This is a genomic window from Pseudomonas sp. MF6767 (assembly GCF_016405475.1).
GTDB lineage: Bacteria > Pseudomonadota > Gammaproteobacteria > Pseudomonadales > Pseudomonadaceae > Aquipseudomonas > Aquipseudomonas paracarnis.
In genome coordinates this window covers 273,841-297,983 of the sequence record NZ_JAEKCY010000006.1, presented here as the reverse complement: position 1 = coordinate 297,983, position 24,143 = coordinate 273,841, and the positions used below count along the sequence as shown (strand labels likewise).

Sequence of the window (24,143 nt, the reverse complement as noted above, 5' to 3'; positions counted from 1 at the left end):
ACACAGCAACCGACTGCGAGGAATGGACGTTGAACACTGACGAAAAAATGACCGGGGACCTGTTCGAGGTTGATAAGCGCCTGTCACTCAAGCCCGTGGTGGACTTCAACGCCTACCTGCGCAGCGCCTTCGGCGACGGCCCTTGCACCTGCGTGCGCTGCACGGCCAACGGCGGCGATGAAAGCGGCTATGAGTTCCAACACACCTTCACCTTCGAGGGTAAGCCGGTGCACCGTCGCTTCGCTTCGACGGCGGGCAGTGATGTATTGATGGCGTTGAAGAAGGCATGGTTGTCGTACACCAAGGCCGAGCTGCCGCTCAGTGGTACGTTGGCGCTGGATACAATCAAAGAGTTTGTCGAGCCACAGTTGCACAAACGCCTGGCGCCGCTGTTTGTCGCCAGTGGGTTGGTCAAGGATGTCGAGGGCCAATTGCGCATCCAGCCGCAAGCCGCAGCCTGACACAGGTTAATGTGGGAAACACCACTGTCGAAGCAAAGAAGAACCAGCTCCCACATTGGTCATGCATCGCCCACAAAATCAGCGTCCGGCACAGATCCCCTGTGGGAGCGGGCTTGCCCGCGAAGGCGGCGTGTCAGTCACTGAATATTCAACTGAACCACCGCTATAGCAGGCAAACCAGCTCCCACATTTTTCCGGTTATTGGCCTAGAAACCGGGAACGCTTTGTACGCGCAACTCAGGGGTCAGTTCGTCCAGCGGCTCGGTCAGCGGCCGGTCGCTCCCACCCGGCAGCAGGATCACCTTGCGGCATTCCTCCTCGGCTTTATCAAACAGCTCATACCCCCGCGCCGCCTGCTCCAGGGGCAGCCTGTGAGTGATGATCGCTTCAGGGTGCAGATGCCCTAGCTCGATGTGCTCCAACAACTCCGGTAAGAACCGCTGCACATGGGTCTGGCCCATCTTGAAGGTCAGGCCCTTGTCGAAGGCATCGCCAAACATGAAGCCATGGATAAACCCGGCATACACCCCGGCGACGCTGACCACACCACCGCGACGTACGGCGGCGATGCACTGGCGCAGCGCCTTGCCGCTGCTGCCCTCGATCTTGAGCGCGGTGAGCAGGGTTTCCGTGGTGCTGCCCTTGGCCTCGAAGCCCACCGCGTCCACCACACCATCGACGCCGCGCATGCCGGCGGTCTGGCGGATGATGGTGTCCGCCGGGTCTTCGTCTTCTTCGAAGTTGATCGGGATCACGCCGTACATTTTCTGCGCATAGGCCAAACGATACGGATGGTCGTCGACCATGAAGATCTGCTCGGCACCCAGCATCTGCGCGCAGGCCGCACTGAGCAGGCCTACGGGCCCGGCGCCATAGATGGCCACGCTGGAGCCTTTGCCGATGCCAGCGTTGGTCACTGCCTGCCAAGCGGTGGGCAGGATATCGGAGAGGAACAGCACCTTCTCATCCGCCAGGGTGCCGGGCACCTTGAACGGCCCGGTATTGGCCTTGGGCACCCGCACCCACTCCGCCTGGCCGCCGGGTATACCGCCATACAGGCGGCTGTAGCCAAACAGCGCGGCACCCGGTGGGATGGCTTTTTTATTCAGGATCGCGCCGCGCCCATCGTTGGTGGTTTCGCAGGCGGCGAATTGCTGGAGCTGGCAGAAAAAGCAATCGCCACAGGCAATCACGAACGGAATCACCACACGGTCGCCGCGTTGCACGGCGGTGACGGCCGGGCCGGTTTCTTCGACGATGCCCATGAACTCATGGCCGAAGATATCGCCGTGCTCCACGGTCGGGATCTTGCCCCGGTACAGGTGCAGGTCCGAGCCACAGATCGCGGTGGCGGTGACCCGCAGAATGATGTCGTCGGGTTGTTCAATGATCGGATCGGGCACGGTATCCACCTGCACCTTGTGTGCGCCCTGGTAAGTCATCGCTCGCATGCTCTGCGCTCCTGCCGTTGAGGGGTTACTGATTAAGGGCGGAGCAAGACCATCAGTGTTCCATCAACCTCGTTCAAGACCCGATCAATGGTCGCCGCGAGTCTGGGCCAACAGCAGGTCGACTACCTGGCGCAAGCTGGCAAGCGCATCGGCGCCGCTCGCCTGGGCCTGGGCATGCCAGCGCAACTGCTCGGCCGCGCTGTTGCCGCGTCGCAGCAGTGCCTGCAGGGTATCGAACAGCAGCGGCTCGCCCATGGCCTCTGCGGTGACGGCAAAGGTCTGCCGGGCGCACTGCAGCCATTGCTCAGCGCTGCCCAGGGTGCCTGCGTCGTCTAACGCGAACGTGCCGGCGGCACCATAACGTTTGGCCTGCCAGCGATTTTCCTTGAGCAGCCAGCGCGCCTCGGCATTGAATCTGGCACCAGGGCGCTGCATCGCGCAGGCATGGGTAACCATTACCCGAAACAGCGTGGCGAGGGCCAAGGCGTCCGCCAGCCGTGGGCAGGCGTCGGTCATGCGAAGTTCCAGGGTGGGGTAACGCGCCGCGGGGCGGATGCCCCACCAGCCATTGCCATCGGCCTTGATCGCGCCGATGCGCTGCAACATGACCAGGTAGCGCTGGTACTCGGCCCAATCGCTGAAGTGTTCCGGCACGCCCATGCGGGGCCATTCGTCGCACGCGGCCTGGCGGTAGCTCATGAAGCCGCTGGGCGCGCCGTCCCAGAAGGGGGACGAGCAACTGAGCAGCAGCAACAACGGCAACCACGGCGACACCTGGTTCATCACCGCGATACGGTCCAGCGTGTGCGGCACCTGCACATGCACATGCAGCCCGCACAACACACTGCGCCGCGCTACATATTGAATATCGTCGAACAGGTGCCGGAAATGCGCCTGATCGGTTGGCCGCTGCCCACGCCAATCGGCCAGGGGGTGGCTGCCGGCGCACACCACACCGAGGCCGAACTCAGCCAGGGATTGCGCCAGGTTGCCGCGCACTGCCCGGAAGTAGTCCGCTGCTTCGGCGCTGGAAGTGAACACCGGAGAGGCCGCCTCGATCTGGCCCTGGAACATCTCAAACGAGAAGCCCGCGCCAATCGCTTCGCGACAGGCCGCCAGCACTGCCGCCGTGGGCTCGCCGACCATCTGGCGGCTGTGCAGGTCGGTGATGAAGTATTCCTCTTCAATGCCAAAGGTGAGCATCGGGTATTCAGCGCAATCGGGTGACAGTCAGTGCGACCACGGCGATGCGCTCCACCTGCTCATAGCCTGGCTTTTCCAGTTCTTCACCGAAAACATCCGGGTCCAGTTCGCGGTAGGTCCAGCCGTAGGCGTCGCTGCCCAGCAGCGGCTTGACCGCCTCCACGAAGGGGTCGCTGCCGGCCACCATCGCCACCCCGGTATACAGCAACAGGCTACCGCCCAGGGCCAGGCGCCCGATGGACTCACTGACGATGCGCAGCGACAACTGCTCCCCCAAGGCGCCGCCGCCATGGCGATAGGCGCGCTGGCGGTCATCTTTCATGTACGGCGGGTTAGCGACGATCAGGTCGAATTCGCCCTCCACACTGGCCAGCACGTCACTGTGGTACACGCTGACGTTATTCAGCGCGGCCAGCTCGGCATTCACCGCGGTCATGCGCAGGGCACGGGGGTTGATATCCACCGCCAGCACCTGGGCGTCATGCCGGGCTTTAGCAATCACCAGCGCACCGACGCCGGCGCCACAGCCAATGTCTACAGCGCGCTTGAGCGGCTCGAAACGCTGTTGCAGATAGGCTTCGATCACGTGGGCAAAGCGGTAGCTGTCGGGGCCGAAAAACACCGCGTCCGCCTGGTCGGTGGGATAAGGCGAATGGGCGAACAGCAGCCCGTCGAGGCTCGACCATCGCACTGCGCTGCGCCATAACGCGCCGTGCTTTTCGATCACATCCGCTTGCTGCAATTCTTCACGCAGGGCCTCGGGCAACAAGCCTTGATCGAACGGCATCGACCAACCGAACACATCGCGCAGCGTCATTGCCAGGGGCGTCGCCAGCCGCCGATAGACACGCTCATGGGTCAAGGGCGTTGGCGTGATAAAGCGATAACCACCCTCCTTCAACCCCCGGCCCAAATTCAACAAGGCACGATCAGCCAGTTGTTGCGCAGACATAGGCACATTCCTTAGCGCAGGCGCGCACGCAGTTGGATAAAGCGGCGAGTGGCATACAGCCCGGCAGGCGTGCAGTGACGGCGGGCCGACAGCCACGGGATCAGCGCATTGAGCTGTTGCTCATCGGGCAAGTTGCACAATGACTCCGCCAGGGCCTGGGTATCAGGATCCGCGGGACGATGCTGCTCGCGGGAAAACCGGCTGCCGCGTCCCGGCCGCACGGGCGGCACACGTTCGCTGGCAACCCATTCACCCGCAATCCAGTCATGGATCAGTTGTTTTTCATAACCGCTGAACACCCCGAACATCGCGGCGCCAGCGCCCTCGATCAATTGCCAGAAGCGGCTGTTGGCGGGGTCCTGGTTGTGTTTGATCCAGCCTTTGTCTTCGAGGGCCTTGAGGAACGCGCCGATCTGCCCAGGCTGGGCCAGCCATTGGTTGACGGTCTGCCCTTCAAAGCGGCAATAGTCCGAATGCATGTGCTGGCCGAAGGTGCGCTTGCGCTCAAGCATCGCCACCACCTCGTCCTGCAAGTTGAATTGTTTGATGATAGACGTGGTACCCAGGCCCAAATCATTCAGACGGTAGCCTGCCGCCACACGGCGATAGAAGTCTGCCCTGCCCTCGCCCAGCGGCAACAGGTTCAGCACCGATTGTGCAGCTTTGCACGCGTGGCCACTGCTGGCGTTGTCGATGGTGACATGCAGCGTGAAGTAATAAGGGTCGATGCCTAGCTCACTGAGTTCATAGGCGGTGATCAACAGGTGCAGCGGCAGTTGCTCGTAACCCAGGTTGAAGCCAATGACCTCCGGCAGGAACTCGTCGGCGCAAACGCCCAGCGCCAGTTGCAGCGCGCCTTGCAGGTAATGGTCATCCTCAAGGCCGGCGTCGCTGTCGGCATCGTGCTCGCTGAGCAACTTGCGGTAGATCACCACATGGTTCTGCGCAGCTTCACCGTCGCCCAATTCTTCCAGGTAAGTGGTGAGCAGGCCGTCGAAGCGCTGGTCTTGCCAATAGCGCAGCAAGCCGTATAGCCAGGCGCCGTCGACCTGTTTGGTCGGCGCCACACACTGCAGGAAATACAACGCATGGGCCTTGTTCTGGAAATACCGTCGTGGCCCCCCTTGCTGGCGCTGCTCAAGGTAGTCGGCATAGGCCTGGGCCACCTCGGCGCAGCGTTGCTCGACCCAGGCCATCAGCTGTTCGGGCGCCTCAGGCAAGTCGCAGTCGGTGGCCTCTACCAGGGCCAATTGATCGTGCAGGTATTCACGCGCCAGTTCGGTGGCGTCTTGGGTTTCGCCATGCAGCTGTTGGTAGACCCGTTGATGGCGGCCCTGGGCCGAGTCGGTGAGAGAGGCCGGCTGGCCTGACAGCGCTGTGAGGAGTGTCATGATGGCAGTTTCCGCAAAGTCCGTTACAACGGGCCTCCCACAAGGTGGCCCCGCAAGAGCGCTCAACATCACGCGCTTCTAAAATGCAGAGCCTCGGGGCATGCGGAAAATTCAAATGAGGTTGGGTTGGGAGGGATAAGCGGTCGTTTGTCAGGGCTCACAAAACCAAAAAATGCCTGTAGGAGCGAGCTTGCTCGCGAAAAACGTCAACGATAACGCGTGCTTCCTGAATAAACGCGGCGTCGGTGAGTTCTTCGCGAGCAAGCTCGCTCCTACAGGGGTTGAGATGGCGCTGTTACTTACGCGCCGCCTCCCACTGCTTGAGCAGGTCGTTGTAGTTCACGGTTTCGCCCTTGGGCTTCTCGTTGGCCAGTTTCGGCTTCGGTGCACCCGGCTGGTCGAACCAGTATTGCGCGTCTCGCTCGGGGTTCATTTTCGGGCCGCACACCGGTTGCACCTTGGAGCGTTCCAGGCGCGTCATGATCGCATCCTGCTCCTTGGCCAGGTTGTCCAGCGCCTGTTGCGGGGTCTTCTCGCCGCTGGCCGCTGCGGCGATATTGCTCCACCACAGTTGGGCCAGGCGCGGGTAGTCCGGCACGTTGGTGCCCGTCGGGGACCACTCGGTGCGGGCCGGGCTGCGGTAGAACTCCACCAGCCCCCCGAGTTTGGGCGCCATGTCGGTCATAGCCTGGGAGTTGATATCGGACTCACGAATCGGCGTCAGGCCAACGATGGTTTTCTTCAGCGACACCGTTTTTGAGGTCACGAATTGCGCGTAGAGCCAGGCCGCGAGTTTCTGCTTTTCGGGGGTGGACTTGAGGAAGGTCCAGGAACCTACGTCCTGATAGCCCTTCTTCATGCCCTTTTCCCAATACGGCCCGACCGGCGACGGTGCCATGCGCCATTTCGGCGTACCGTCGGCATTCACCACCGGCAGGCCCGGCTTGACCATGTCGGCGGTAAACGCGGTGTACCAGAAGATCTGCTGGGCGATGTTGCCCTGGGACGGCACCGGGCCGGATTCGGAGAAGGTCATGCCCGCCGCTTCCGGTGGCGCGTAGGCTTTCATCCAGTCCACGTATTTCTGCGTGGCGAATACCGCTGCCGGGCCGTTGGTGTCGCCGCCGCGGGTGACGCTGGAGCCCACCGGGTGGCAATCCTCTACACGGATGCCCCACTCGTCCACCGGCAAACCGTTGGGCAAGCCTTTGTCGCCGCCGCCGGCCATGGAGAACCAGGCATCGGTGAAACGCCAGCCCAGGGACGGGTCTTTCTTGCCGTAGTCCATGTGCCCATAAATGCGCTTGCCGTCGATTTCCTTGACGTCTTCGCTGAAGAACTTGGCGATGTCTTCATAAGCCGACCAGTTCACCGGCACGCCCAGGTCGTAGCCGTATTTCTCCTTGAACTTGGCCTTCAGCTCCGGCCGCTCGAACCAGTCGGCGCGGAACCAATAAAGGTTGGCGAACTGCTGGTCGGGCAACTGGTAGATCTTGCCGTCCGGCGCGGTGGTGAAAGACAGGCCGATAAAGTCCTTGAGGTCCAGGGTGGGCGAGGTGAAATCCTTGCCTTCGTTGGCCATCAGGTCGGTGATGGATTCGGTCTTGCCGTAGCGAAAGTGCGTACCGATCAAGTCGGAATCGTTGACCCAGCCGTCATAGATGTTCTTGTCGGACTGCATCTGGGTTTGCAGCTTCTCCACCACGTCGCCTTCCTGCAGCAGGTCGTGGGTCAGCTTGATGCCGGTGATTTCACTGAAGGCCTTGGCCAGCACCTTGGATTCGTACTCGTGGGTGGTGAGGGTTTCCGACACCACGTTGATCTTCATCCCACGGAACGGCTCCGACGCCTTGATAAACCACTTCAACTCTTCAAGCTGCTGGGCTTCGGTAAGGGTCGAGGGTTTGAACTCGCTGCCGATCCATTTTTTCGCGGCATCTTCATACGCATCGGCCCAGGCCGAAGCGCTCAAACCACTGAGGGCCAGTACGGCGGCCAATGAAATGCTATGTCGCAGCTTATTGTTTTTATTCAACATAGAGACCTCCAGGTTAATTTCAAACGGGGCTTGTAGGAGCGAGCTTGCTGTGGCGAGGGAGCTTGCTCCCGCTGGGCTGCGAAGCGGCCCCAAAATAGATATCCGAGTCGGTTATCGGTTTGGGAGTGCTGCGCACTCCAGCGGGAGCAAGCTCCCTCGCCACACAAGCCCGTGCACAGCTAGCCCCAACGCATCACACTCAACAGCCATACCAGGGAGAGCGCGGACGCCACCCAGATGCTCCAGTCGGTAACGCCAATGACCAGCAAATGCAGGTAGGCGCTGCCGAGAAGACCGATAAACAAGCGATCGCCACGGGTGGTGCTGATCGGCAGCAAACCGCGCCGCGGGATACTCGGCGAACGCAATTCCCAAGTGGTCATGCCCGCCAGAATCAGGGCAATACCGCCAAAGAACAGCGCAGTGGGGGTGGTCCAGGCCATCCATTCCATCATCGACTCCTCTAGACCCGGCCCAGGGCAAAGCCCTTGGCCACGTGGTTGCGAACAAACCAGATCACCAGCATGCCCGGCAGGATGGTCAACACCCCCGCCGCTGCCAGCACGCCCCAATCAATGCCGGAAGCCGACACCGTACGGGTCATCACCGCTGCGATGGGTTTGGCGTTGACCGAAGTCAGGGTGCGCGCCAGCAGCAGTTCGACCCAGGAAAACATAAAGCAGAAAAACGCCGTGACGCCGATGCCGGAGCCGATCAACGGAATAAAAATCTTCACAAAGAACTTGGGAAAACTATAGCCATCGATGTAGGCGGTTTCGTCGATTTCCTTGGGCACGCCGGACATGAAACCTTCCAGGATCCACACCGCCAACGGCACGTTGAACAGGCAATGGGCCAACGCCACGGCGATGTGCGTATCGAACAGGCCAATGGATGAATACAGCTGGAAGAACGGCAGCAGGAACACCGCCGGCGGCGCCATGCGGTTGGTGAGCAGCCAGAAGAACAAGTGCTTGTCACCGAGGAAGCGGTAGCGCGAGAACGCATAGGCCGCCGGCAACGCCACACTCAGGGAGATCACCGTGTTCAGACTCACGTAGTACAGCGAGTTGAGGTAGCCGGTGTACCAGCTTGGGTCGGTGAAGATCACCTTGTAGTTGGCCAAGGTGAAATCCTGCGGAAACAGGGTCAAGCCGCCGAGGATTTCGGTGTTGCTCTTGAAGGACATGTTCAGCAGCCAGTAGATCGGTACCAGCAGGAACAGGATGTAGATCAGTAATGGAATAAGCTTGCGCTTGCTCATGTTGGCGGCCTCAGCGGTTGGCGTCGGAATGGGTCATGGCGGTGTAGAACAGCCAGGACACCAACAGGATGATCAGGAAGTACACCAGGGAAAACGCCGCCGCCGGGCCCAGGTCGAATTGGCCGACGGCCATCTGGGTAAGCGTCTGACTCAGGAAGGTGGTGGCATTACCCGGCCCGCCGCCGGTGAGCACGAAGGGTTCGGTGTAGATCATGAAGCTGTCCATGAAGCGCAGCATCACCGCAATCAGCAGCACGCTTTTCATCTTCGGCAACTGGATATGTCGGAACACCGCCCAGGCCGATGCACGATCAATCCGCGCGGCCTGGTAGTACACGTCCGGAATGGCCCTTAAACCTGAGTAGCACAGCAGCGCCACCAGTGAGGTCCAGTGCCACACGTCCATCACCAGCACGGTGACCCAGGCGTCCATGGTGTTGGCCGCATAGTTGTAGCTGATGCCCAGGGCGTTGAGGGTCGAGCCCAGCAGGCCGATGTCGGCACGGCCAAAAATCTGCCAGATAGTGCCGACCACGTTCCACGGAATCAGCAAGGGAATGGCGAGGATGATCAGCACCAGCGAGGACCAGCGGCCCTTGGTGGGCATGGTCAGGGCGATGGCGATGCCCAGCGGGATCTCGATCAACAGCACGCAGGCCGAGTAGATGAACTGGCGCAGCAGCGAGTCGTGCAGGCGTGGGTCGAGCAGCACCTGCTTGTACCAGTCGGCCCCGACGAAATAGCGGCTGGATTGGTCGAAAATGTCCTGCACCGAATAGTTGACCACGGTCATCATCGGGATCACCGCACTGAACGCCACCAGCAGGAACACCGGCAACACCAGCCACCAGGCCTTGTTGTTCTGCACCTTGTTCATGGCGCCACCTCCAGCAAGTAATCGTCGGCGTAGAGCATCAGCCATTGCGCGGGGAAGCTGACGGAGGCCTTGCCTTCCGGCACCGGTTTGTCCTCGGCCAGGCGCACCTTGAGGGTGGCGCCATCGAGGTTGAGGGTCATGATCTTGTAGGTGCCGAGGTCTTCCACATGTACGACGTCGGCTTGCAGGGCGTCAGGGTTGTACTCGTCCCACACGTGGATAAATTCCGGACGAATGCCGACCTGGAGCTTTTTGTAGTCGGTGGTGTCGAGACGTTGCTGCATCGCTTCGGACAGCGGCAACAGGGTATTGGCGAACCCTACACCGCCAGCCTTGGCTTGCACCTCGATCAGATTCATCCCAGGGCTACCGATGAAGTAACCGACAAAGGTGTGGCTGGGCCGCTCGAACAATTCACGCGGCGTACCGAACTGCACAATCTGCCCGCCGTACATCACCGCGATCTTGTCGGCGAAGGTGGAGGCCTCCAGTTGATCGTGGGTGACGTAGACCATGGTGATATTGAACTGCTCGTGAATCTGCTTGAGCTTGCGCCGCAGTTTCCACTTCAGGTGCGGGTCGATCACCGTCAGCGGCTCGTCGAACAGGATCGCCGACACGTCATCGCGTACCAGGCCACGGCCCATGGAGACTTTCTGTTTTTCGTCGGCGGTGAGGTTACGGGCTTTTTTGCTCAGCAGGTTTTGCAAGTCGAGGACTTCGGCGATCTCCTGCACCTTGCTGTGAATTTTCGCTTCGGCCATGCCCTGGTTGCGCAGCGGGAACGCCAGGTTGTCGAACACCGTCATGGTGTCGTACACCACCGGGAACTGGAACACCTGGGCGATATTGCGCTTTTCCGGGGTCAAGTCGTTGACGACTTGGGTATCGAACAGCACCTGGCCTTCGGACGGGCTGAGCAGGCCGGAAATGATATTGAGCAGCGTGGACTTGCCGCAGCCCGACGGCCCGAGCAAGGCGTAGGCACCGCCCTGCTCCCACACATGATTCATTTCCCGAATGGCGTAGTCTTCTGGCCCTGTAGGCGTAGGGCTGTAGCTATGGGCCAGGTTGCGCAAATGGATCTCGGCCATCAGGCAACCCTCGCGACACGGCGTCCGGGGGCCTGGACCAAGCGGCCCTGACCATCGAACACAAACAGTTTATGGGTGGGGATATACACGCGGATCGGCGCGTCGACATCGTATTCATGCACCCCCGGCAGGTGCAGCACCAGCAGGAAATGCTCACTGCGCACATGCAGGAAGGTTTCCGAGCCGCTGATTTCGGCGACTTCCACGGTCACCGCCAGCTCCAGGTCATCATCGTTGCTGGGCACCAGGCTGATATGGCTGGGGCGCACGCCAAAGCGGAATTCGCCTTCGCCGATAGGACGCAGGTCAACATTGAGTGGGAAATGCACGAAATTGGCGAAGCTCACTTCGTTGCCGCTGATGCGCCCTGGCATCAGGTTGATCGGCGGCTCGGAGAACAGCTCAGCGGCGAGGACCGTTTGCGGCTGATGGTAGACCTCGGCGGCCTTGCCGCTCTGAATCACTCGCCCCTCGTGAAGAATGGTGGTGGTGCCACCCAAGGCCAGGGCTTCGTTGGGCTCGGTGGTGGCATATATCGCGATGGTGTGGCGCGCCTTGAACAGTTCGCGCATTTCCTGGCGCAGCTCTTCGCGCAGTTTGTAGTCCAGGTTGACCAGCGGCTCATCGAACAGAATCAGTTCGGCATCTTTCACCAGGGCGCGGGCCATGGCGGTGCGTTGCTGCTGGCCACCGGACAATTCCAGGGGGTGGCGCTGCAGGAATTTCTCGATGCGCAGCATCTTGGCGGTTTCCAGCACCTTGCTCTGGATCACCTCCTGGGACACACCGGCCTGGCGCAACGGCGAGGCGATGTTCTCGAACACGGTCATGGTCGGGTAGTTGATGAACTGCTGGTAGACCATCGACACATTGCGCAGGCGTACCGGCTTTTGCGTGACATCCACACCGTTCATCAGGATGCGACCGCTGTCGGGCTTGTCCAGGCCGGCCATCAGGCGCATCAGGCTGGTCTTGCCGGACAGGGTGCGACCGAGCAGGACGTTGAAAGAACCGGCTTCGAACCGCAGGTTGGCGTCGTCGATCCAGGTTTGGCCGTCGACAACGCGGGAGACATGTTCCAGGGTCAATGACATGACACGACCTTTTTTATTATTGGAATGAATCTGGTGCGTTGTCAGAGCGAGTTTCGTGCCAAAACCGCAAGCGCTTGATGTGTAAGGAGATGGGTGAATCATGATGTTCAGGCGTGAACAATCCGGCTGAACAACTGAACACTGCCGGGGTTGACAATGAACAGTTGTGAACAACACTTTATGCGCGACGAAGATCAAATGTGGGAGCGGGCTTGCCCGCTCCCACATTGTTCGATGTCCGACGTTAGATGGCGCAAGACCCGACAACAATAATAAAGAAGGTCGCACGATGGCCGAACCCTTGACCCACGACACCCTTATCCAGGAATCCTGGCGCCGTTGCCGCGCCTACGGCCTGGACCACCAGAGCGCCCCCAGCTTTGACCAACTGCCCGCCGAAGGCATTCGCCAGCTCCTGGAAAGCCAGCATTCCCTGGTGCAGACCACCCACCAGGAAGTATTGCCCTACTACGAGAACATCCTCAGCAATTCCAATTGCCTGATCATGCTGGCCGACAATCAGGGCCAGGTGCTGACCTCGTGGGGCACCCAGCGGTTTATCGAACCCACGCTGGCCCGTGGCTTCAGCCCCGGCGCCAGTTGGATGGAACGCGCCAGTGGCACCAACGCCATCGGCACCGCACTGGCCTGCGCCCAGGCCGTGCATATTGAGCACGATGAACACTTCCTCAAGGCCAACCGCTTCATGACCGGTTCCGCGGCACCGATTTTCGACGCCCAGCGCGAAATCATCGCGGTGCTGGACGTGTCCAGCGACAGTTATCTGCCGCCCTCCCACACCCTGGGCATGGTCAAGATGATGAGCCAGACCGTGGAAAACCGGCTGATCCTCAACCTGTTTCGCGGCGAACATTTCCAACTGACCTTCAACACCGGCTTGAGCAACCTCGACAGCCAATGGGCCGGCCTGCTGATCTTTGATGAAAGCGGCCAGGTGCTGTCGGCCAATCGGCGTGCGGATAACCTGCTGGGCATCAGCCTCTCGCGGGTGATGATCGACAGTCTGTTCAAGGTGTCGCTGCTGGAGTTGCTCAACCAGCCGGAAGGGCTGCCCTTTGCCTTGCATGCGGCGGGACGCAATCGGTTCCAGTGCCTGTTGAAGCGCCCCAGGCAGATGCCGGTGCAGGCCCGGGTGTTCAGCCAACCGCAGCCGCCAGCACCGACCTCGATCAACCTCCAAACCCTGCATTTTGGCGATGTGCGCGTGGAAAAAGCCGTGCGCCAGGCCGAGCGCCTGCTGGAAAAGGACATTCCGTTGTTGATTCACGGCGAGACCGGCGTGGGCAAAGAGGTGTTCGTCAAAGCCCTGCACCAGGCCAGTTCCCGCAGCCGGCAGGCGTTAATCGCAGTGAACTGTGCGGCGATTCCCGCAGAACTGGTGGAATCGGAACTGTTCGGCTACGAAAAAGGCGCCTTCACCGGCGCCAACCAAAAAGGCAGCATCGGTCTGATCCGCAAGGCCGACAAGGGCACGCTGTTTCTCGACGAAATCGGCGATATGCCGCTGCCCACCCAGGCCCGCCTGTTACGGGTATTGCAGGAGCGCTGTGTGCAGCCGGTGGGCAGTAGCGAGGTATTCCCGGTGGACTTGCGCATCATCTCGGCGACCAACCGCGCACTGCGCGAGCTGGTGCAGGCCGGGCGCTTTCGCGAGGATTTGTACTACCGCATCGGCGGCCTGACCCTTGAATTGCCGCCGTTGCGCGAGCGTACAGACAAGCAGGCGCTGTTCCAGCAACTGTGGCAACAACACCGCGAGCCGACGCAATGGGCCGGGCTGAGCGCCGAAGTGCTGAGGCTATTCGAGCAACACCCGTGGCCGGGGAATTTACGCCAAGTGAGCAGCGTGTTGCAGGTGGCGCTGGCAATGGCCGAAGAGCAGCCGATCCGCGCAGAGCACCTGCCCGATGATTTTTTTGTGGATATGCAGGCGACAGTGCCGCTGTCTAAACCTGAACACCTGGATGAAAGTCTCGACCTGAGCCAACGCCTGGAAGCCGTGGGCGGGAATATTTCCCACCTGGCGCGAGAGCTGGGGGTGAGTCGCAACACCCTGTACAAGCGCCTGCGCCAACACGAAGGTTGATTTAACGCCAGCTCCAGGAAACGCCGGTGTAGATACCCCTCCCATCAGCGGGGGTGGAGCGTGCAGCGTCCATGCCTTTGTCGTCGTAGCCCGGCGTGACGGTGTTGGCGTAACGGCGGTTGGTGAGGTTGCGCAGGTCGACCCAGGCTTGCCAGTCCTGCTTGGGCGCGTCGTAGCCGAAGGTAGCGCCGAGCGTGGTGTAGGCCGCCGCGTAGTAGGAATTGGCGTAGTCCACCGCTACCCGTGATGCATGCTCGGTATTGAGGCTGGTGTAGAAACCCGTCGGGTGGCTGTAGCGCAGTTGCGCCTGGTAGTAGTGCTTGGGAATGCCGGGCAAGGTGTTGTCGCCGAAACGCTCGTCGTCGCGGTAGTGGAAGTCGCTGAAGGTGTAGGCCTGGCGCAGCTCGAGCTCACCGCTGCCGCCGCCGTCCCACAGCGGGCTGAGCAGGCTCAGTTCCACGCCCTGGTGCACGGTGGGGCTGGCGTTGGATTCGGCGATGATAGCGTTGCTGGTGGCAGTCTGGGCCTGGGTCTCTACAGAAAGCAGCTCGTGGCGAACTTCCGAGCGATAGAGCGCCAGGTCCCACTGGCCGAGCCAGGCTTCACCGCGCCCGCCGACTTCCAGGGTGGTGGCGGTCTGATTACGCAGCTTCACGCCTTCGCGCTGCAACCCCGTGGCTGCCCCACTGCCCGGGCCAAAGTATTTGTTCGAGCCCCAGATCATCGACCACGCGTGCGGTGGCTCCACCGAGCGGCTCAGGTTGCCGTAAATCTGCAGCTGCGGGGTGAAGTCGTAACGCAGGCCAATGCGCGGCGCGTAGTCCCAATCATGCTGACTGAGAGGCGCCTGGCCATCGGGGTAAGTGACCTGGGTTTCGCGGCGCGTATAGATGGCGGCAAGGCCGGTGGTCAGCCACAGATCCTCCACCAGTTCCAGCTCGTTGCCTACATGCAGCACAGTATCGGAGCCCAGGTAGCTGTAGTCGCGGGTCTTGGTGCCGGGGGCATAAATGGCAGTATTGCCCGCAGGGATGCGCACGTATTCCGACGCGCCATTGTTCGGCATCGCCTGGGTAGTACGCAGGCCGAGAGTGGTGGTGCTGGCATGGCCGAACAGGCTGTCCTGGCGGATGTAATTCAGGGTGCCGCTGATATCGGTGTAGGCAACTTTGAGGCGATTGGTGCCTTCGCGCAGGTCCATGGGGTAATCGTGATAGGCCAGCCCGACCTCGACCCGAGCGTTATCGTCCAACCGCAAGGTGGTCTTGTTGGCAATCCAGGTGGAGCCCGGTTGCAGGCGCTTTGAATCGCGGGCGGCATTGAGGCTGTTGGCGGCACGCGGATCATGGCTGATCTGGTCACGCGTGAGCCTGCCGGGTGAATCGTTGGTGGTTTCGCGGTAACGCAAGTAGAAGCGCGTTTCCAGGTCCGGGTTAAAGCGGTAGCCGAAGTTGGCGGCGATGCCCTTGCCGGTACCAGCGCTTTGGTGCTGATAACCGTCGGACTCCGAATCGGTGAGGCTGATGTAATAGTCGGCGTCCCCCAGCACTTGCCCGGAACTGACTTCACGCTGGGCATAGCCGCGACTGCCGACCTCATAGCGTACCTGTAGCTTGGGCGCGTCCAAGCCGGTGCGGGTGACGTAGTTGACCGCACCGCCCAAGGCCAATGCACCCTGATCGAACCCGTTGGCGCCACGCAGCACCTCTACCCGGCTTTGCCACAGCGGGTCCTTGAGCTCATAGGGCGTGCCGCCTGGGCCGGTAAGCGGCAGGCCGTCGAACATTTCATACAGGCCGGAGGCATGGGCACCGGGGGCGCGGTTCAGGCCCGAGCCACGAATGGACACCTTCACCCCTTCGTTATTGGCCGCCTTCGCGTACACACCGGCTTGGTACTTGAAGACATCCTCGTTGGTGCTGACCCGTCCCTGTTGCACGCTGTCCATATCGATGTAATTGGTGCCACCGGGCACGCTTTTGAGCTGTGCCTGGGCGATTTCTGCGGTGCTGGCCTCAGCCGTGGTGACTTCAACCGGCGCCAATTGCAGGCTTTCAGCCTGTACCAGCGAACTGAGGGTCAAGGCGGCAAAAATAAACGGGGGGTGGCGCAGCAGCATTGGGGCAGGTCCTTGGAATCCGGGAACGTGCCGGGCCAAACCCACCACGCGAACAGTGATGGGATGGCAGGCATGCCCGTCAGGTCACTCCTTGATGACGGACAGGGGCGTTTTAAAAACAGGATGGATCAGGTTTGGTCGTCAGGCGTTGCCAATGCCCGCATCAGGTCATCGGCATCCGACCCCGGCGGAAAGCGGAAGCCATACATTTCGTCAGTGGCGAGAATCTCCCCCAAGGTGTCGCGCAACTGGACTTCCGTGGGCGAGTCACGCAATAACTTATGCGCCGGCAGCAACAACTCGGCAGACACGCCCTGGGCCGTCGCGGCGTCGATCACCGCATAGAGGATAAACCGCAAGCGTATTTCGCGATCCGTGGGCCAAACCGTTTTTCGTTTACCCAAGGGAGGGCCTCGTGTTTAAGAAAAATCCGAGGCTATTGCCCGCAGGCAAGCGTTTCAAGCCGCGAGAGGCAAGATAGGCCGCTTCCTACAGCGGAAAGGGAAACACCGCACCGATTGGTCGATGCGATGGGCCTTATTGCACCGGCAGGAAATTCATCAGCAACAGGCTTTGTGCGTAATTGAGGCCAATGCGCCGGTAGCGCTCATCAAGGATCTGGGTAAGCAGGTCCAAACGCGCGACGATCTTGCCGAACTCAACGGCAAAACTGAGGTTACTGCCCTCCTCCGATATTTCATTGGAAAACAACAGCAACACGCCGTTGGCATCCTGACGCTGGCTGAGCAACCAGGTGGCCTTTTCGATATTGCGCGCGGCATTGCTGACAAACTGCGGGTTGATCGAGTCGGTCACATAAAACTGCGTACGCCCGCCGTGAGCGGTCACGAGCATGCTGCCAATCGCGTAGATGAACGCGCCGACGCGGTCGCCGCGAAAGTCAGGGCTCAAGGAATAACTCAGGGCAGCCAGGTCACTACGATCTCCCAGTGCGGGCAAGGGTTGGCGATTTTCGATGGCCTGGCGGATTTGCCGGGCGGCGGTCACTGCATCCGGATACCCCGATTGACGCCACTGGTTGGGGTTGCGCAGGTAGAGCTTGCTCATCAGCAAGTAGAGGCTTTGCAGGTTGTCACGCATCCCCAGGGTGGCCATGCGGTCGACGCTGGTCTGGAAGAATTCATCCGGCTTGCCATCGCTGAACTGCCTGGCGATATCGCGACCCTGTTGTTGGCTGCAACCTGCGGCACACAGCGTTAATATCGCAGCCAGCAGCAGCGGCCATCGGGAGGTGGAAACAGTTGACGTTCGATCCATCGGCACCGGGTCTGATTCTGTTGGCCACCCGTGGGAGTCGGGTGGCTGGGACAGGGTAGATCAGCAGAATGGAAAAAAGTGCAGCGGTGCAGGCCAGATAAGCATCGGACTACAGACGCTGATCTGACCCGACACTTGATTCCCCGGCGTGCTAGAGCACTACCGTCGCAAGCATCCCCAAGACGCCCAGGCAGAACCCGATCAACGCGCCCCGCCCTGGAGCTTCATGAAACAGCGCCCAGACCACCACAGGCTCCAGAAGCAATAACGAAGTGACCGAGACTACCGTGACATTCCAGATATCACCGACAACCACAAACCCCAGCCAATAGGCGCCCAGCAGGCAAAGCCCGGCAAAACACATCAAGACCACGGGAAGTACAAAGACCTCCCAGGAACCACTGCCGGCCTGGGCCAACTTGGCGGTCACCACCTCACTGTAGATTGCACAAAACTCACCGACCACCATCAACCCTAGAGCAAAAACTCCGAGTAATTCTTTGGACATATCAAAAACTCCTTCGTATTCAGCGCACTGTTTTTCAGCTCCCAGTCGGCAGTGCTGCAGCCGTCGTGAGCGTCGTTGCCTTGATACGAAGGGTTCTTGAAAAGGCCCGAATTACCGAAATGCTTGTCCATGCTCATGTCCTTCAAAGGGTTGAGGCTCAGCGATCCAATACAGTGCGTGCTGATCATAGAGGCATCGTGAAGCCATTCACAATTATGCGATGCCAATACTTAAGGATTACGGTTATTTAAATGAGCCGAAAGCCGCAATAAAAACCCGGCGCTGGGCCGGGTTTCATTGATCGGGAGGTCTTCAGGTAGCGGGGTGCTCACTTGCTACGGAGTCCGCCGCGTCTACATCCGACATGTCCTCCTCGATCGGGGCCTCGTCATCCGGGGGTAGCGGGATATCGTCCTCATCGCGCCTCGGGTCATGTCCCGTCTCATTATCGGTGTTACGAGTAACCGCTTGCTGGGAAATGTTGCCTTGGGCTTTCTCGTTGATTTCCATGCTGGCTCTCCGTGTATCGCTCGGGATATCCGTGCTTAAGATTGAGAGGAAGCAACGGATGGAGAGTGCCGGATGTTAGACGAATGGTGGTTCGTCTTTGAAAGGTATGAATGCGAAAAACAGCGTTTATTTGATTATCAGCACACCCAAACCCCAGAAACGCAAAAGCCCCGCTTTCGCGGGGCTTTCGTATGAATCTTGGCGGGAAACCAGGGATTCGAACCCTGGAGACGCTATTAACGTCCGCCGGTTTTCAAGACCGGTGCATTCAACCACTCTGCCAATTTCCCTTGTGCATCACGGGATTATAGTAGCCCATCCCGTGTCAGCGGGCGCCATAATACCCGAATGAAACACACTGTCAAACTCTCTGCATCGCTTGTTACAAGGCGTCTGTTATGATCTTTGCGACTGAACGTTTCAAAACTGAAGGAGTGTCGCCATGCGCGAACAGAATTACGCAGTGAATGGCAACGCGCAGGCTGAGCAGCTTGAAGTCAGCCGCGTGTTGCGCAACACCTACGGCTTGCTCGCCCTTACCCTCGCATTCAGCGGCGTGATGGCTTACGTGGCCCAGCAGATGCGCGTCGGCTACCCGAATATCTTTGTCGTGTTGATCGGCTTCTATGGTCTGTTTTTCCTGACCAACAAGCTGCGTGACTCGGCCTGGGGCCTGGTGTCGGCGTTTGCCTTGACCGGTTTCATGGGCTTTATCCTCGGCCCGATCCTCAACCGTTACCTGGGCATGGCCGGCGGTGCGGAAGTGGTCAGTTCGGCGTTTGCCATGACGGCCCTGGTGTTTGGTGGTCTGTCGGCCTACGTGCTGATCAGCCGTAAGGACATGAGCTTCCTGGGTGGCTTCATCACCGCGGGCTTCTTCGTGTTGCTGGCGGCGGTGGTGGCCAGCATGTTCTTCCAGATCAGCGGCCTGCAACTGGCGATCAGCGCGGGTTTTGTGCTGTTTTCCTCGGTGTGCATCCTGTTCCAGACCAGCGCCATCATCCACGGCGGTGAGCGTAACTACATCATGGCGACCATCAGCCTTTATGTATCGATCTACAACCTGTTCATCAGCCTGTTGCAGATCTTCGGCATCATGAGCCGCGATGACTGATCAATCGCAGCAATAAAAATGCCCCGTATCGCGAGATACGGGGCATTTTCATTTTCAGAGCAGATAAAGCTCAGTACTGATTGGGTTCCATTTCCAGCTCGACCTTGAAGCGCTTGAAGATATCTTGCTGGATGCGTAGCGCCAGCTGGGCGATCTCCTGCCCGGTGGCGGAGCCGTAGTTGACCAGCACCAGCGCTTGCATCTTGTGCACGCCCGCATCGCCCTCCCGGAACCCCTTCCAACCGGCCTTGTCGATCAGCCAGCCGGCGGCGAGTTTCATTTGGCCGTCTGCCTGAGGGTAGGCCACCAGGTCCGGATACTGGCTTTGCAGTTCAACCGCCAGGGCCTGGGACACCAGTGGGTTCTTGAAGAAGCTGCCCGCATTGCCCAGCTCTGCCGGGTCTGGCAGTTTCTCGCGGCGAATGCTGCAGATCGCGCGGCTCACATCGCTTGGCGTGGCGTGGGTGATGCCCTGCGCAACCAGACGCTGTTGCACCGGGCCGTAGTCGAGTTTCAGGTGAGTGGCACGGCTGAGGGAAAAGCGTACCCGCAGGATCAGCCAACGCCCGACTTCGTGCTTGAACAGGCTGTCACGGTAGGCGAACTTGCATTCGTCGAGGCTGAAGTCCCGCAGTTCGCCCGTCTGGCGATCCAGGGCGGTGAGGCCGGCGAAGACATCCTTGATCTCTACACCATAGGCGCCGATGTTCTGCATCGGCGCGGCACCGACAGTGCCGGGGATGAGGCTGAGGTTTTCCAAGCCGCAGAAGCCGTGTTCAAGCGTCCACAGCACAAACGGATGCCAGGCTTCGCCCGCTTCGGCTTCGACCACCACGTGCGTGCCATCATCGCTCAGCACACGAATGCCTTGGGTCGCCATACGCAACACCAGCGCCGGAACGTCCTGGGTCAGCAGCAAATTGCTGCCGCCACCGATCACCAGCAACGGCACCGCATGTGCGGCGGCATAGGCGATGGCCTCGCGCACGTCAGCATCACTGTGGGCCTCGGCAAATAATTGCGCGCTCACATCAATGGCAAAGCTGTTGAATGGCTTGAGCGATACCTGCGCACGCACTTGCAAGGTCATAACCGCCCCTTCAATTCGATCACCAATAAGTCACAGGCGCGTTCGATCAGGTCAAGGACCCGTTCGAAACCTTGCTCACCTTCATAGTAAGGGTCTGGCACCTCGTCCACTTCGCCATCAAAGCGACGCAGGAACAAATCCAGCTCCGCCTTGCCCTGCCCTGGCTGCATGGCTTTGAGGTTGCGCAGGTTACTGTTGTCCATGGCCAGGATCAGGTCATAGCGGGCAAAATCAGCACGGGAAACCTGCTGGGCACGCTGGTCCGACAAGTCATAGCCGCGCGCCAGCGCCGCACGCTGGCTGCGCTGGTCCGGCGGGTTGCCGATATGCCATTCTCCGGTGCCAGCAGACGCCACCTCAACCTGGCCAGCCAAGCCTGCTTCACGCAACTTATGGCGCAAGATGCCTTCAGCGGTTGGCGAGCGGCAGATATTGCCCAGGCATACAAACAGAACTTCCATCAGGCGCCCAGCAGGCGACGGACGCGTTCGAGGTCTTCCTGGGTGTCGACACCGGCCGGCGGTGCTTCCAACGCATCGCCCACGTGGATACGCACGCCGTGCCAGAGGGCGCGCAGTTGTTCCAGGGACTCGGTATTCTCGAGCCAGCACGGGCCCCAACTGACGAAGTCGTGCAGGAAACCGGCGCGGTAGGCATAGATGCCGATATGGCGGCGATATGGCACGCCCTCCGGCAACACGTCGCGATTCTTGGCAAAGGCATCCCGCGCCCACGGCAAGGTGGAGCGACTGAACGTCAGTGCCAGGCCGTTGATGTCGCTGACCACTTTCACCACGTTCGGGTTGAACAGCGTCTCGATGTCTTCGATCGGTTCGGCCAGGGTCGCCATACGCGCCTCGCCATGGGCCGCGAGGTTGGCAGCGACCTGATCGATGACGCCCGGCGGTATCAATGGCTCGTCACCCTGCACGTTCACTACGATCGCGTCGGGTGCCAGACCCAGCTGAGTGGCGACTTCGGCCAGGCGATCAGTGCCGGAGTTATGGTCTTCGCGGGTCAGGACCGCTTCGGCTCCAAAACCTTTGCACGCCTCGATGATACGCGGGTCATCGGTGGCCACCACCACGCGCTCGGCGCTGCTCTTGCACGCTTGCTCCCACACCAGCTGGATCATCGGCTTGGTGCCGATCATTTGCAGCGGCTTGCCCGGCAGGCGGGTCGAGGCATAGCGCGAGGGAATGACGACGGTAAAGGCGGTGGTCATTTATCCAGGCGCTCATCGGTGGTCAGGGTGCGGGCTTCGCTTTCGAGCATGACCGGGATGCCGTCGCGGATAGGGTAAGCCAGGCCGGCACCTTTGCTGATCAGCTCGGTTTTGTCGGCGCTGAGCTTGAGCGGGCCTTTGCAGATCGGGCAAGCAAGGATATCGAGCAGTTTGGTGTCCATGAATGTTTCCTGGAAAAAAGCGTTTTAAGGCAAAAGACGGTTGGGCAACAGACGCATCAGCTGCGTGTCGAACCAGGCGACGAACGCCGGCGACGGTACCGCATCCACCGCAAGGTACCACCAGTCGGGCTGGGCAAAGGCGCGGCACTTCACCGCGTCCTTTTCGGTCATGACCAGCGGCAATGACGGGGTAAAATTCAAGACCTCGGCGCTGTAGGGCGCGTGATCGGCAAAAGCATGGGGTAACGCCTGCCAGTGTAGCGTTTCAAGGGTATTGAAGAAACGTTGCGGATTGCCTATTCCGGCCACCGCATGCACCTGCTGGCCCTGCGGAAAATAGGTGACCGGCTGACGCTCGCCGCTGTGCAGGTTGACCAGCGCTGTGGGCTGCAGGCGGAAGGCAAAGCCATCTTCACGGTCTGAAAGGGCACCGTTATAAAGCACCCCGTCCACACTCTGCAGGCGCTCCACCGGTTCGCGCAACGGCCCGGCAGGCAGGCACCGGCGGTTACCGAGGCCACGGGCGGCATCGATCAGCACCAGTTCAAGATCGCGGGCCAGACGATAATGCTGCAGGCCGTCATCGGAGAGGATCAGGTCCAGGGGCTCGCAGGCCAGCAGGGCCTTTACCGCACGACTGCGATCAGGATCGATCATCAGCGGTACACCGCTGCGCTGCACGATCAGCAAGGGTTCATCACCGGCCACCTCGGCACTGTGGCCGGCCTCGACCCGCCACGGCAACTGCGGCGGCTTGGCACCGTAGCCTCGACTGACCACTCCTACGCGCAAGCCGCTGCGTCGGCAGTGCTCGATCAACCACAGGATCAAAGGCGTCTTGCCGGTGCCTCCCACTGTAATATTGCCCACCACGATCACTGGCACAGACGACTGATAAATCTCGCCCTCGCCCGCCACGAAGCGCGCACGCTTACGTTGAACCACGCAGCGATACAGCGATTCCAGCGGTCGCAGCAACATTAGTGCTGGATGACCTTCGTACCATGCCTTGAGTAAACGGTCGGAGATGGCCATCAGGGCGGGCTCGCCGCCTCGACGGTGGTCATGCGCAAATGGCTGAAACCGAGCTTGCCGGCAGCGTCCATGGCGGTGATCACGGCCTGGTGCGGGGTTTTGCCATCAGCGCTGATGGACAGCGGTAACTGGGTGTCGCCACCAGACTCCTTCTGCAACGCCTCCATCAGGCTGGCAAGGTCATTTTTCTCCAGCAACTGGTTATTCACCGAAAACACCCCTTCGGCGCTGATAGCGATGTCCAGTTGTTTGACTTGCTGGTCTTCGGCAGGCGAGCCACTCACCGCTTCAGGCAGGTCGACACGCAACTGGGTTTCGCGGGTGAAGGTAGTGGTCACGACAAAAAACAGCAGCAGGATGAACACCACATCGATCAACGACGCGAGGTTGATATCAACATTTTCCCGTTGCTTGCGGCGAAATTTCACGCTTTGCCCTCGACCAGGTCTACATCACGGTCGCCCTGCACCACCTCCACCAGCTTGATGGCTTCCTGCTCCATGCCGACCACCAGTTCATCAATGCGACGCAGCAGGAAACGGTGGAAGAAGACCGAAGGGATACCCACCATCAGGCCGGCTGCAGTGGTGATCAACGCCTTGGAGATCCCCCCGGCCAGGACCGCTGCGTTGGTGGTCATGCCCGAGCCTGTGAACGAGCTGAAGATATCGATCATGCCGAGTACTGTGCCGAGCAAACCGAGCAACGGCGCCATGGCGGCGATGGTGCCAAGGGCGTTGATGTAGCGTTCCAGTTCATGGATGACCCGGGCGGCCGCCTCTTCAATGCACTCCTTCATGATCTCGCGACCATGCTTGGAATTGGCCAGACCGGCGGCGAGGATTTCACCCAGCGGCGAATTGGCGCGCAGCTCCTTGAGTTTCTGCTTGTCGAGCTGCTTGTTCTTGATCCAGCCCCAGACCTGCCCCAGCAGATGCTCAGGGGTGACGCGACTGGCGCGCAGGGTCCACAGGCGTTCGGCAACGATGCCGAGTGCAGCGATGGAACTCAGAATGATCGGCAACATCATCCAGCCGCCGGATTTGACCAATTCCCACACAGTGAATGCCCCCTCGAAAAAGTGCGCCACTTTAACATATAGGTTCGACAGCGGGGTTCGTCGGCTACACACCCGCCTGTTGCGGCTCGG

General features: G+C 60.4%; 25 protein-coding genes and 1 tRNA gene. 3 read left to right on the top strand and 23 right to left on the bottom strand.

Annotation, left to right across the window (positions count from 1 at the left end; translation table 11 throughout):
* The first annotated feature begins 29 nt into the window (after nucleotides 1-29).
* Nucleotides 30-461 carry a hypothetical protein gene (locus JFT58_RS13130; protein ID WP_103299380.1) on the top strand — a complete coding sequence of 144 codons (432 nt, stop codon included), beginning with the start codon at nucleotides 30-32 and terminating at the stop codon, nucleotides 459-461.
* A 206-nt stretch (nucleotides 462-667) separates the two neighbouring features.
* Here the strand turns inward: JFT58_RS13130 and JFT58_RS13125 are convergent, their stop codons facing one another.
* From JFT58_RS13125 to JFT58_RS13080, 10 genes are all read right to left on the bottom strand, one after another.
* The gene (locus tag JFT58_RS13125; protein WP_054898267.1) at nucleotides 668-1,912 is read right to left on the bottom strand and encodes a zinc-dependent alcohol dehydrogenase; all 1,245 of its coding nucleotides are present in this window, start codon (nucleotides 1,910-1,912) and stop codon (nucleotides 668-670) included.
* A gap of 84 nt (nucleotides 1,913-1,996) precedes the next feature.
* Complete coding sequence (locus JFT58_RS13120; protein WP_054898268.1) at nucleotides 1,997-3,115, bottom strand: carboxylate-amine ligase; 1,119 nt, start codon at nucleotides 3,113-3,115, stop codon at nucleotides 1,997-1,999.
* A gap of 7 nt (nucleotides 3,116-3,122) precedes the next feature.
* Nucleotides 3,123-4,067, bottom strand: a complete 945-nt coding sequence (locus JFT58_RS13115; RefSeq protein WP_054898269.1) for a methyltransferase — start codon at nucleotides 4,065-4,067, stop codon at nucleotides 3,123-3,125.
* 11 nt (nucleotides 4,068-4,078) lie between these two features.
* Nucleotides 4,079-5,458 (bottom strand): iron-containing redox enzyme family protein, encoded by a 1,380-nt coding sequence (locus JFT58_RS13110; protein ID WP_054898270.1) that lies wholly within the window; start codon nucleotides 5,456-5,458, stop codon nucleotides 4,079-4,081.
* Between the two features lie 295 nt (nucleotides 5,459-5,753).
* Entirely contained in the window at nucleotides 5,754-7,496 is a 1,743-nt protein-coding gene (locus tag JFT58_RS13105) for an ABC transporter substrate-binding protein (RefSeq protein WP_003192009.1), read from the bottom strand.
* A gap of 179 nt (nucleotides 7,497-7,675) precedes the next feature.
* The gene (locus JFT58_RS13100; RefSeq protein WP_014718862.1) at nucleotides 7,676-7,948 is read right to left on the bottom strand and encodes a DUF2160 domain-containing protein; all 273 of its coding nucleotides are present in this window, start codon (nucleotides 7,946-7,948) and stop codon (nucleotides 7,676-7,678) included.
* A gap of 11 nt (nucleotides 7,949-7,959) precedes the next feature.
* On the bottom strand, nucleotides 7,960-8,760 hold the full coding sequence (locus tag JFT58_RS13095) for a carbohydrate ABC transporter permease (protein ID WP_003232361.1): 801 nt from the start codon (nucleotides 8,758-8,760) through the stop codon (nucleotides 7,960-7,962).
* 10 nt (nucleotides 8,761-8,770) lie between these two features.
* A complete protein-coding gene (locus JFT58_RS13090) occupies nucleotides 8,771-9,637 on the bottom strand; it encodes a carbohydrate ABC transporter permease (RefSeq protein ID WP_003192014.1) in 867 nt (288 codons plus the stop codon).
* The gene (locus JFT58_RS13085; RefSeq protein ID WP_054898271.1) at nucleotides 9,634-10,731 is read right to left on the bottom strand and encodes an ABC transporter ATP-binding protein; all 1,098 of its coding nucleotides are present in this window, start codon (nucleotides 10,729-10,731) and stop codon (nucleotides 9,634-9,636) included. Before JFT58_RS13085 ends, JFT58_RS13090 begins: the two co-directional genes overlap by 4 nt.
* The gene (locus JFT58_RS13080; protein ID WP_014718865.1) at nucleotides 10,731-11,825 is read right to left on the bottom strand and encodes an ABC transporter ATP-binding protein; all 1,095 of its coding nucleotides are present in this window, start codon (nucleotides 11,823-11,825) and stop codon (nucleotides 10,731-10,733) included. The genes JFT58_RS13085 and JFT58_RS13080 overlap by 1 nt, the downstream gene beginning before the upstream one ends.
* Nucleotides 11,826-12,114: 289 nt before the next feature.
* Between JFT58_RS13080 and JFT58_RS13075 the strand changes: the two genes are divergently transcribed.
* The gene (locus JFT58_RS13075) at nucleotides 12,115-13,932 is read left to right on the top strand and encodes a sigma-54-dependent Fis family transcriptional regulator (protein WP_054898272.1); all 1,818 of its coding nucleotides are present in this window, start codon (nucleotides 12,115-12,117) and stop codon (nucleotides 13,930-13,932) included.
* Between the two features lies 1 nt (nucleotide 13,933).
* On the opposite strand, the gene JFT58_RS13070 is transcribed toward JFT58_RS13075, so the two are convergent.
* The 6 genes from JFT58_RS13070 to JFT58_RS13045 form a co-directional block, all read right to left on the bottom strand.
* On the bottom strand, nucleotides 13,934-16,051 hold the full coding sequence (locus JFT58_RS13070) for a TonB-dependent receptor family protein (RefSeq protein WP_054898273.1): 2,118 nt from the start codon (nucleotides 16,049-16,051) through the stop codon (nucleotides 13,934-13,936).
* A gap of 128 nt (nucleotides 16,052-16,179) precedes the next feature.
* Nucleotides 16,180-16,455 carry a hypothetical protein gene (locus tag JFT58_RS13065; protein WP_054898274.1) on the bottom strand — a complete coding sequence of 92 codons (276 nt, stop codon included), beginning with the start codon at nucleotides 16,453-16,455 and terminating at the stop codon, nucleotides 16,180-16,182.
* A 133-nt stretch (nucleotides 16,456-16,588) separates the two neighbouring features.
* Nucleotides 16,589-17,329 (bottom strand): hypothetical protein, encoded by a 741-nt coding sequence (locus tag JFT58_RS13060; RefSeq protein ID WP_054898275.1) that lies wholly within the window; start codon nucleotides 17,327-17,329, stop codon nucleotides 16,589-16,591.
* Nucleotides 17,330-17,480: 151 nt separating this feature from the next.
* Nucleotides 17,481-17,837 carry a hypothetical protein gene (locus JFT58_RS13055; RefSeq protein WP_082423440.1) on the bottom strand — a complete coding sequence of 119 codons (357 nt, stop codon included), beginning with the start codon at nucleotides 17,835-17,837 and terminating at the stop codon, nucleotides 17,481-17,483.
* Nucleotides 17,838-18,149: 312 nt separating this feature from the next.
* Nucleotides 18,150-18,347: a hypothetical protein gene (locus tag JFT58_RS13050; protein WP_034127763.1), complete on the bottom strand. Its 198-nt coding sequence runs from the start codon at nucleotides 18,345-18,347 to the stop codon at nucleotides 18,150-18,152.
* A 199-nt stretch (nucleotides 18,348-18,546) separates the two neighbouring features.
* Nucleotides 18,547-18,637: transfer RNA gene (locus tag JFT58_RS13045), tRNA-Ser, on the bottom strand.
* Between the two features lie 152 nt (nucleotides 18,638-18,789).
* Here JFT58_RS13045 and JFT58_RS13040 point away from each other — a divergent pair.
* Entirely contained in the window at nucleotides 18,790-19,461 is a 672-nt protein-coding gene (locus JFT58_RS13040; RefSeq protein ID WP_003192030.1) for a Bax inhibitor-1/YccA family protein, read from the top strand.
* Nucleotides 19,462-19,531: 70 nt separating this feature from the next.
* Here JFT58_RS13040 and murB read toward each other — a convergent pair whose 3' ends face one another.
* Genes murB through JFT58_RS13005 form a run of 7 tightly spaced genes read right to left on the bottom strand, consistent with a single transcriptional unit; the run spans nucleotide 19,532 to nucleotide 24,053 of the window.
* Nucleotides 19,532-20,551: a UDP-N-acetylmuramate dehydrogenase gene (murB, locus tag JFT58_RS13035; RefSeq protein WP_054898276.1), complete on the bottom strand. Its 1,020-nt coding sequence runs from the start codon at nucleotides 20,549-20,551 to the stop codon at nucleotides 19,532-19,534.
* On the bottom strand, nucleotides 20,548-21,012 hold the full coding sequence (locus tag JFT58_RS13030) for a low molecular weight protein-tyrosine-phosphatase (RefSeq protein WP_054898277.1): 465 nt from the start codon (nucleotides 21,010-21,012) through the stop codon (nucleotides 20,548-20,550). Before JFT58_RS13030 ends, murB begins: the two co-directional genes overlap by 4 nt.
* Nucleotides 21,012-21,776 carry a 3-deoxy-manno-octulosonate cytidylyltransferase gene (gene kdsB, locus JFT58_RS13025; RefSeq protein WP_054898278.1) on the bottom strand — a complete coding sequence of 255 codons (765 nt, stop codon included), beginning with the start codon at nucleotides 21,774-21,776 and terminating at the stop codon, nucleotides 21,012-21,014. The genes JFT58_RS13030 and kdsB overlap by 1 nt, the downstream gene beginning before the upstream one ends.
* Nucleotides 21,773-21,958 (bottom strand): Trm112 family protein, encoded by a 186-nt coding sequence (locus JFT58_RS13020; RefSeq protein WP_003174668.1) that lies wholly within the window; start codon nucleotides 21,956-21,958, stop codon nucleotides 21,773-21,775. Before JFT58_RS13020 ends, kdsB begins: the two co-directional genes overlap by 4 nt.
* A gap of 24 nt (nucleotides 21,959-21,982) precedes the next feature.
* Complete coding sequence (lpxK, locus tag JFT58_RS13015) at nucleotides 21,983-22,993, bottom strand: tetraacyldisaccharide 4'-kinase (RefSeq protein ID WP_054898279.1); 1,011 nt, start codon at nucleotides 22,991-22,993, stop codon at nucleotides 21,983-21,985.
* Nucleotides 22,993-23,421 (bottom strand): ExbD/TolR family protein, encoded by a 429-nt coding sequence (locus JFT58_RS13010; protein WP_014718877.1) that lies wholly within the window; start codon nucleotides 23,419-23,421, stop codon nucleotides 22,993-22,995. Before JFT58_RS13010 ends, lpxK begins: the two co-directional genes overlap by 1 nt.
* Nucleotides 23,418-24,053, bottom strand: a complete 636-nt coding sequence (locus JFT58_RS13005; protein WP_034128146.1) for a MotA/TolQ/ExbB proton channel family protein — start codon at nucleotides 24,051-24,053, stop codon at nucleotides 23,418-23,420. Before JFT58_RS13005 ends, JFT58_RS13010 begins: the two co-directional genes overlap by 4 nt.
* Nucleotides 24,054-24,143: the final 90 nt, after the last annotated feature.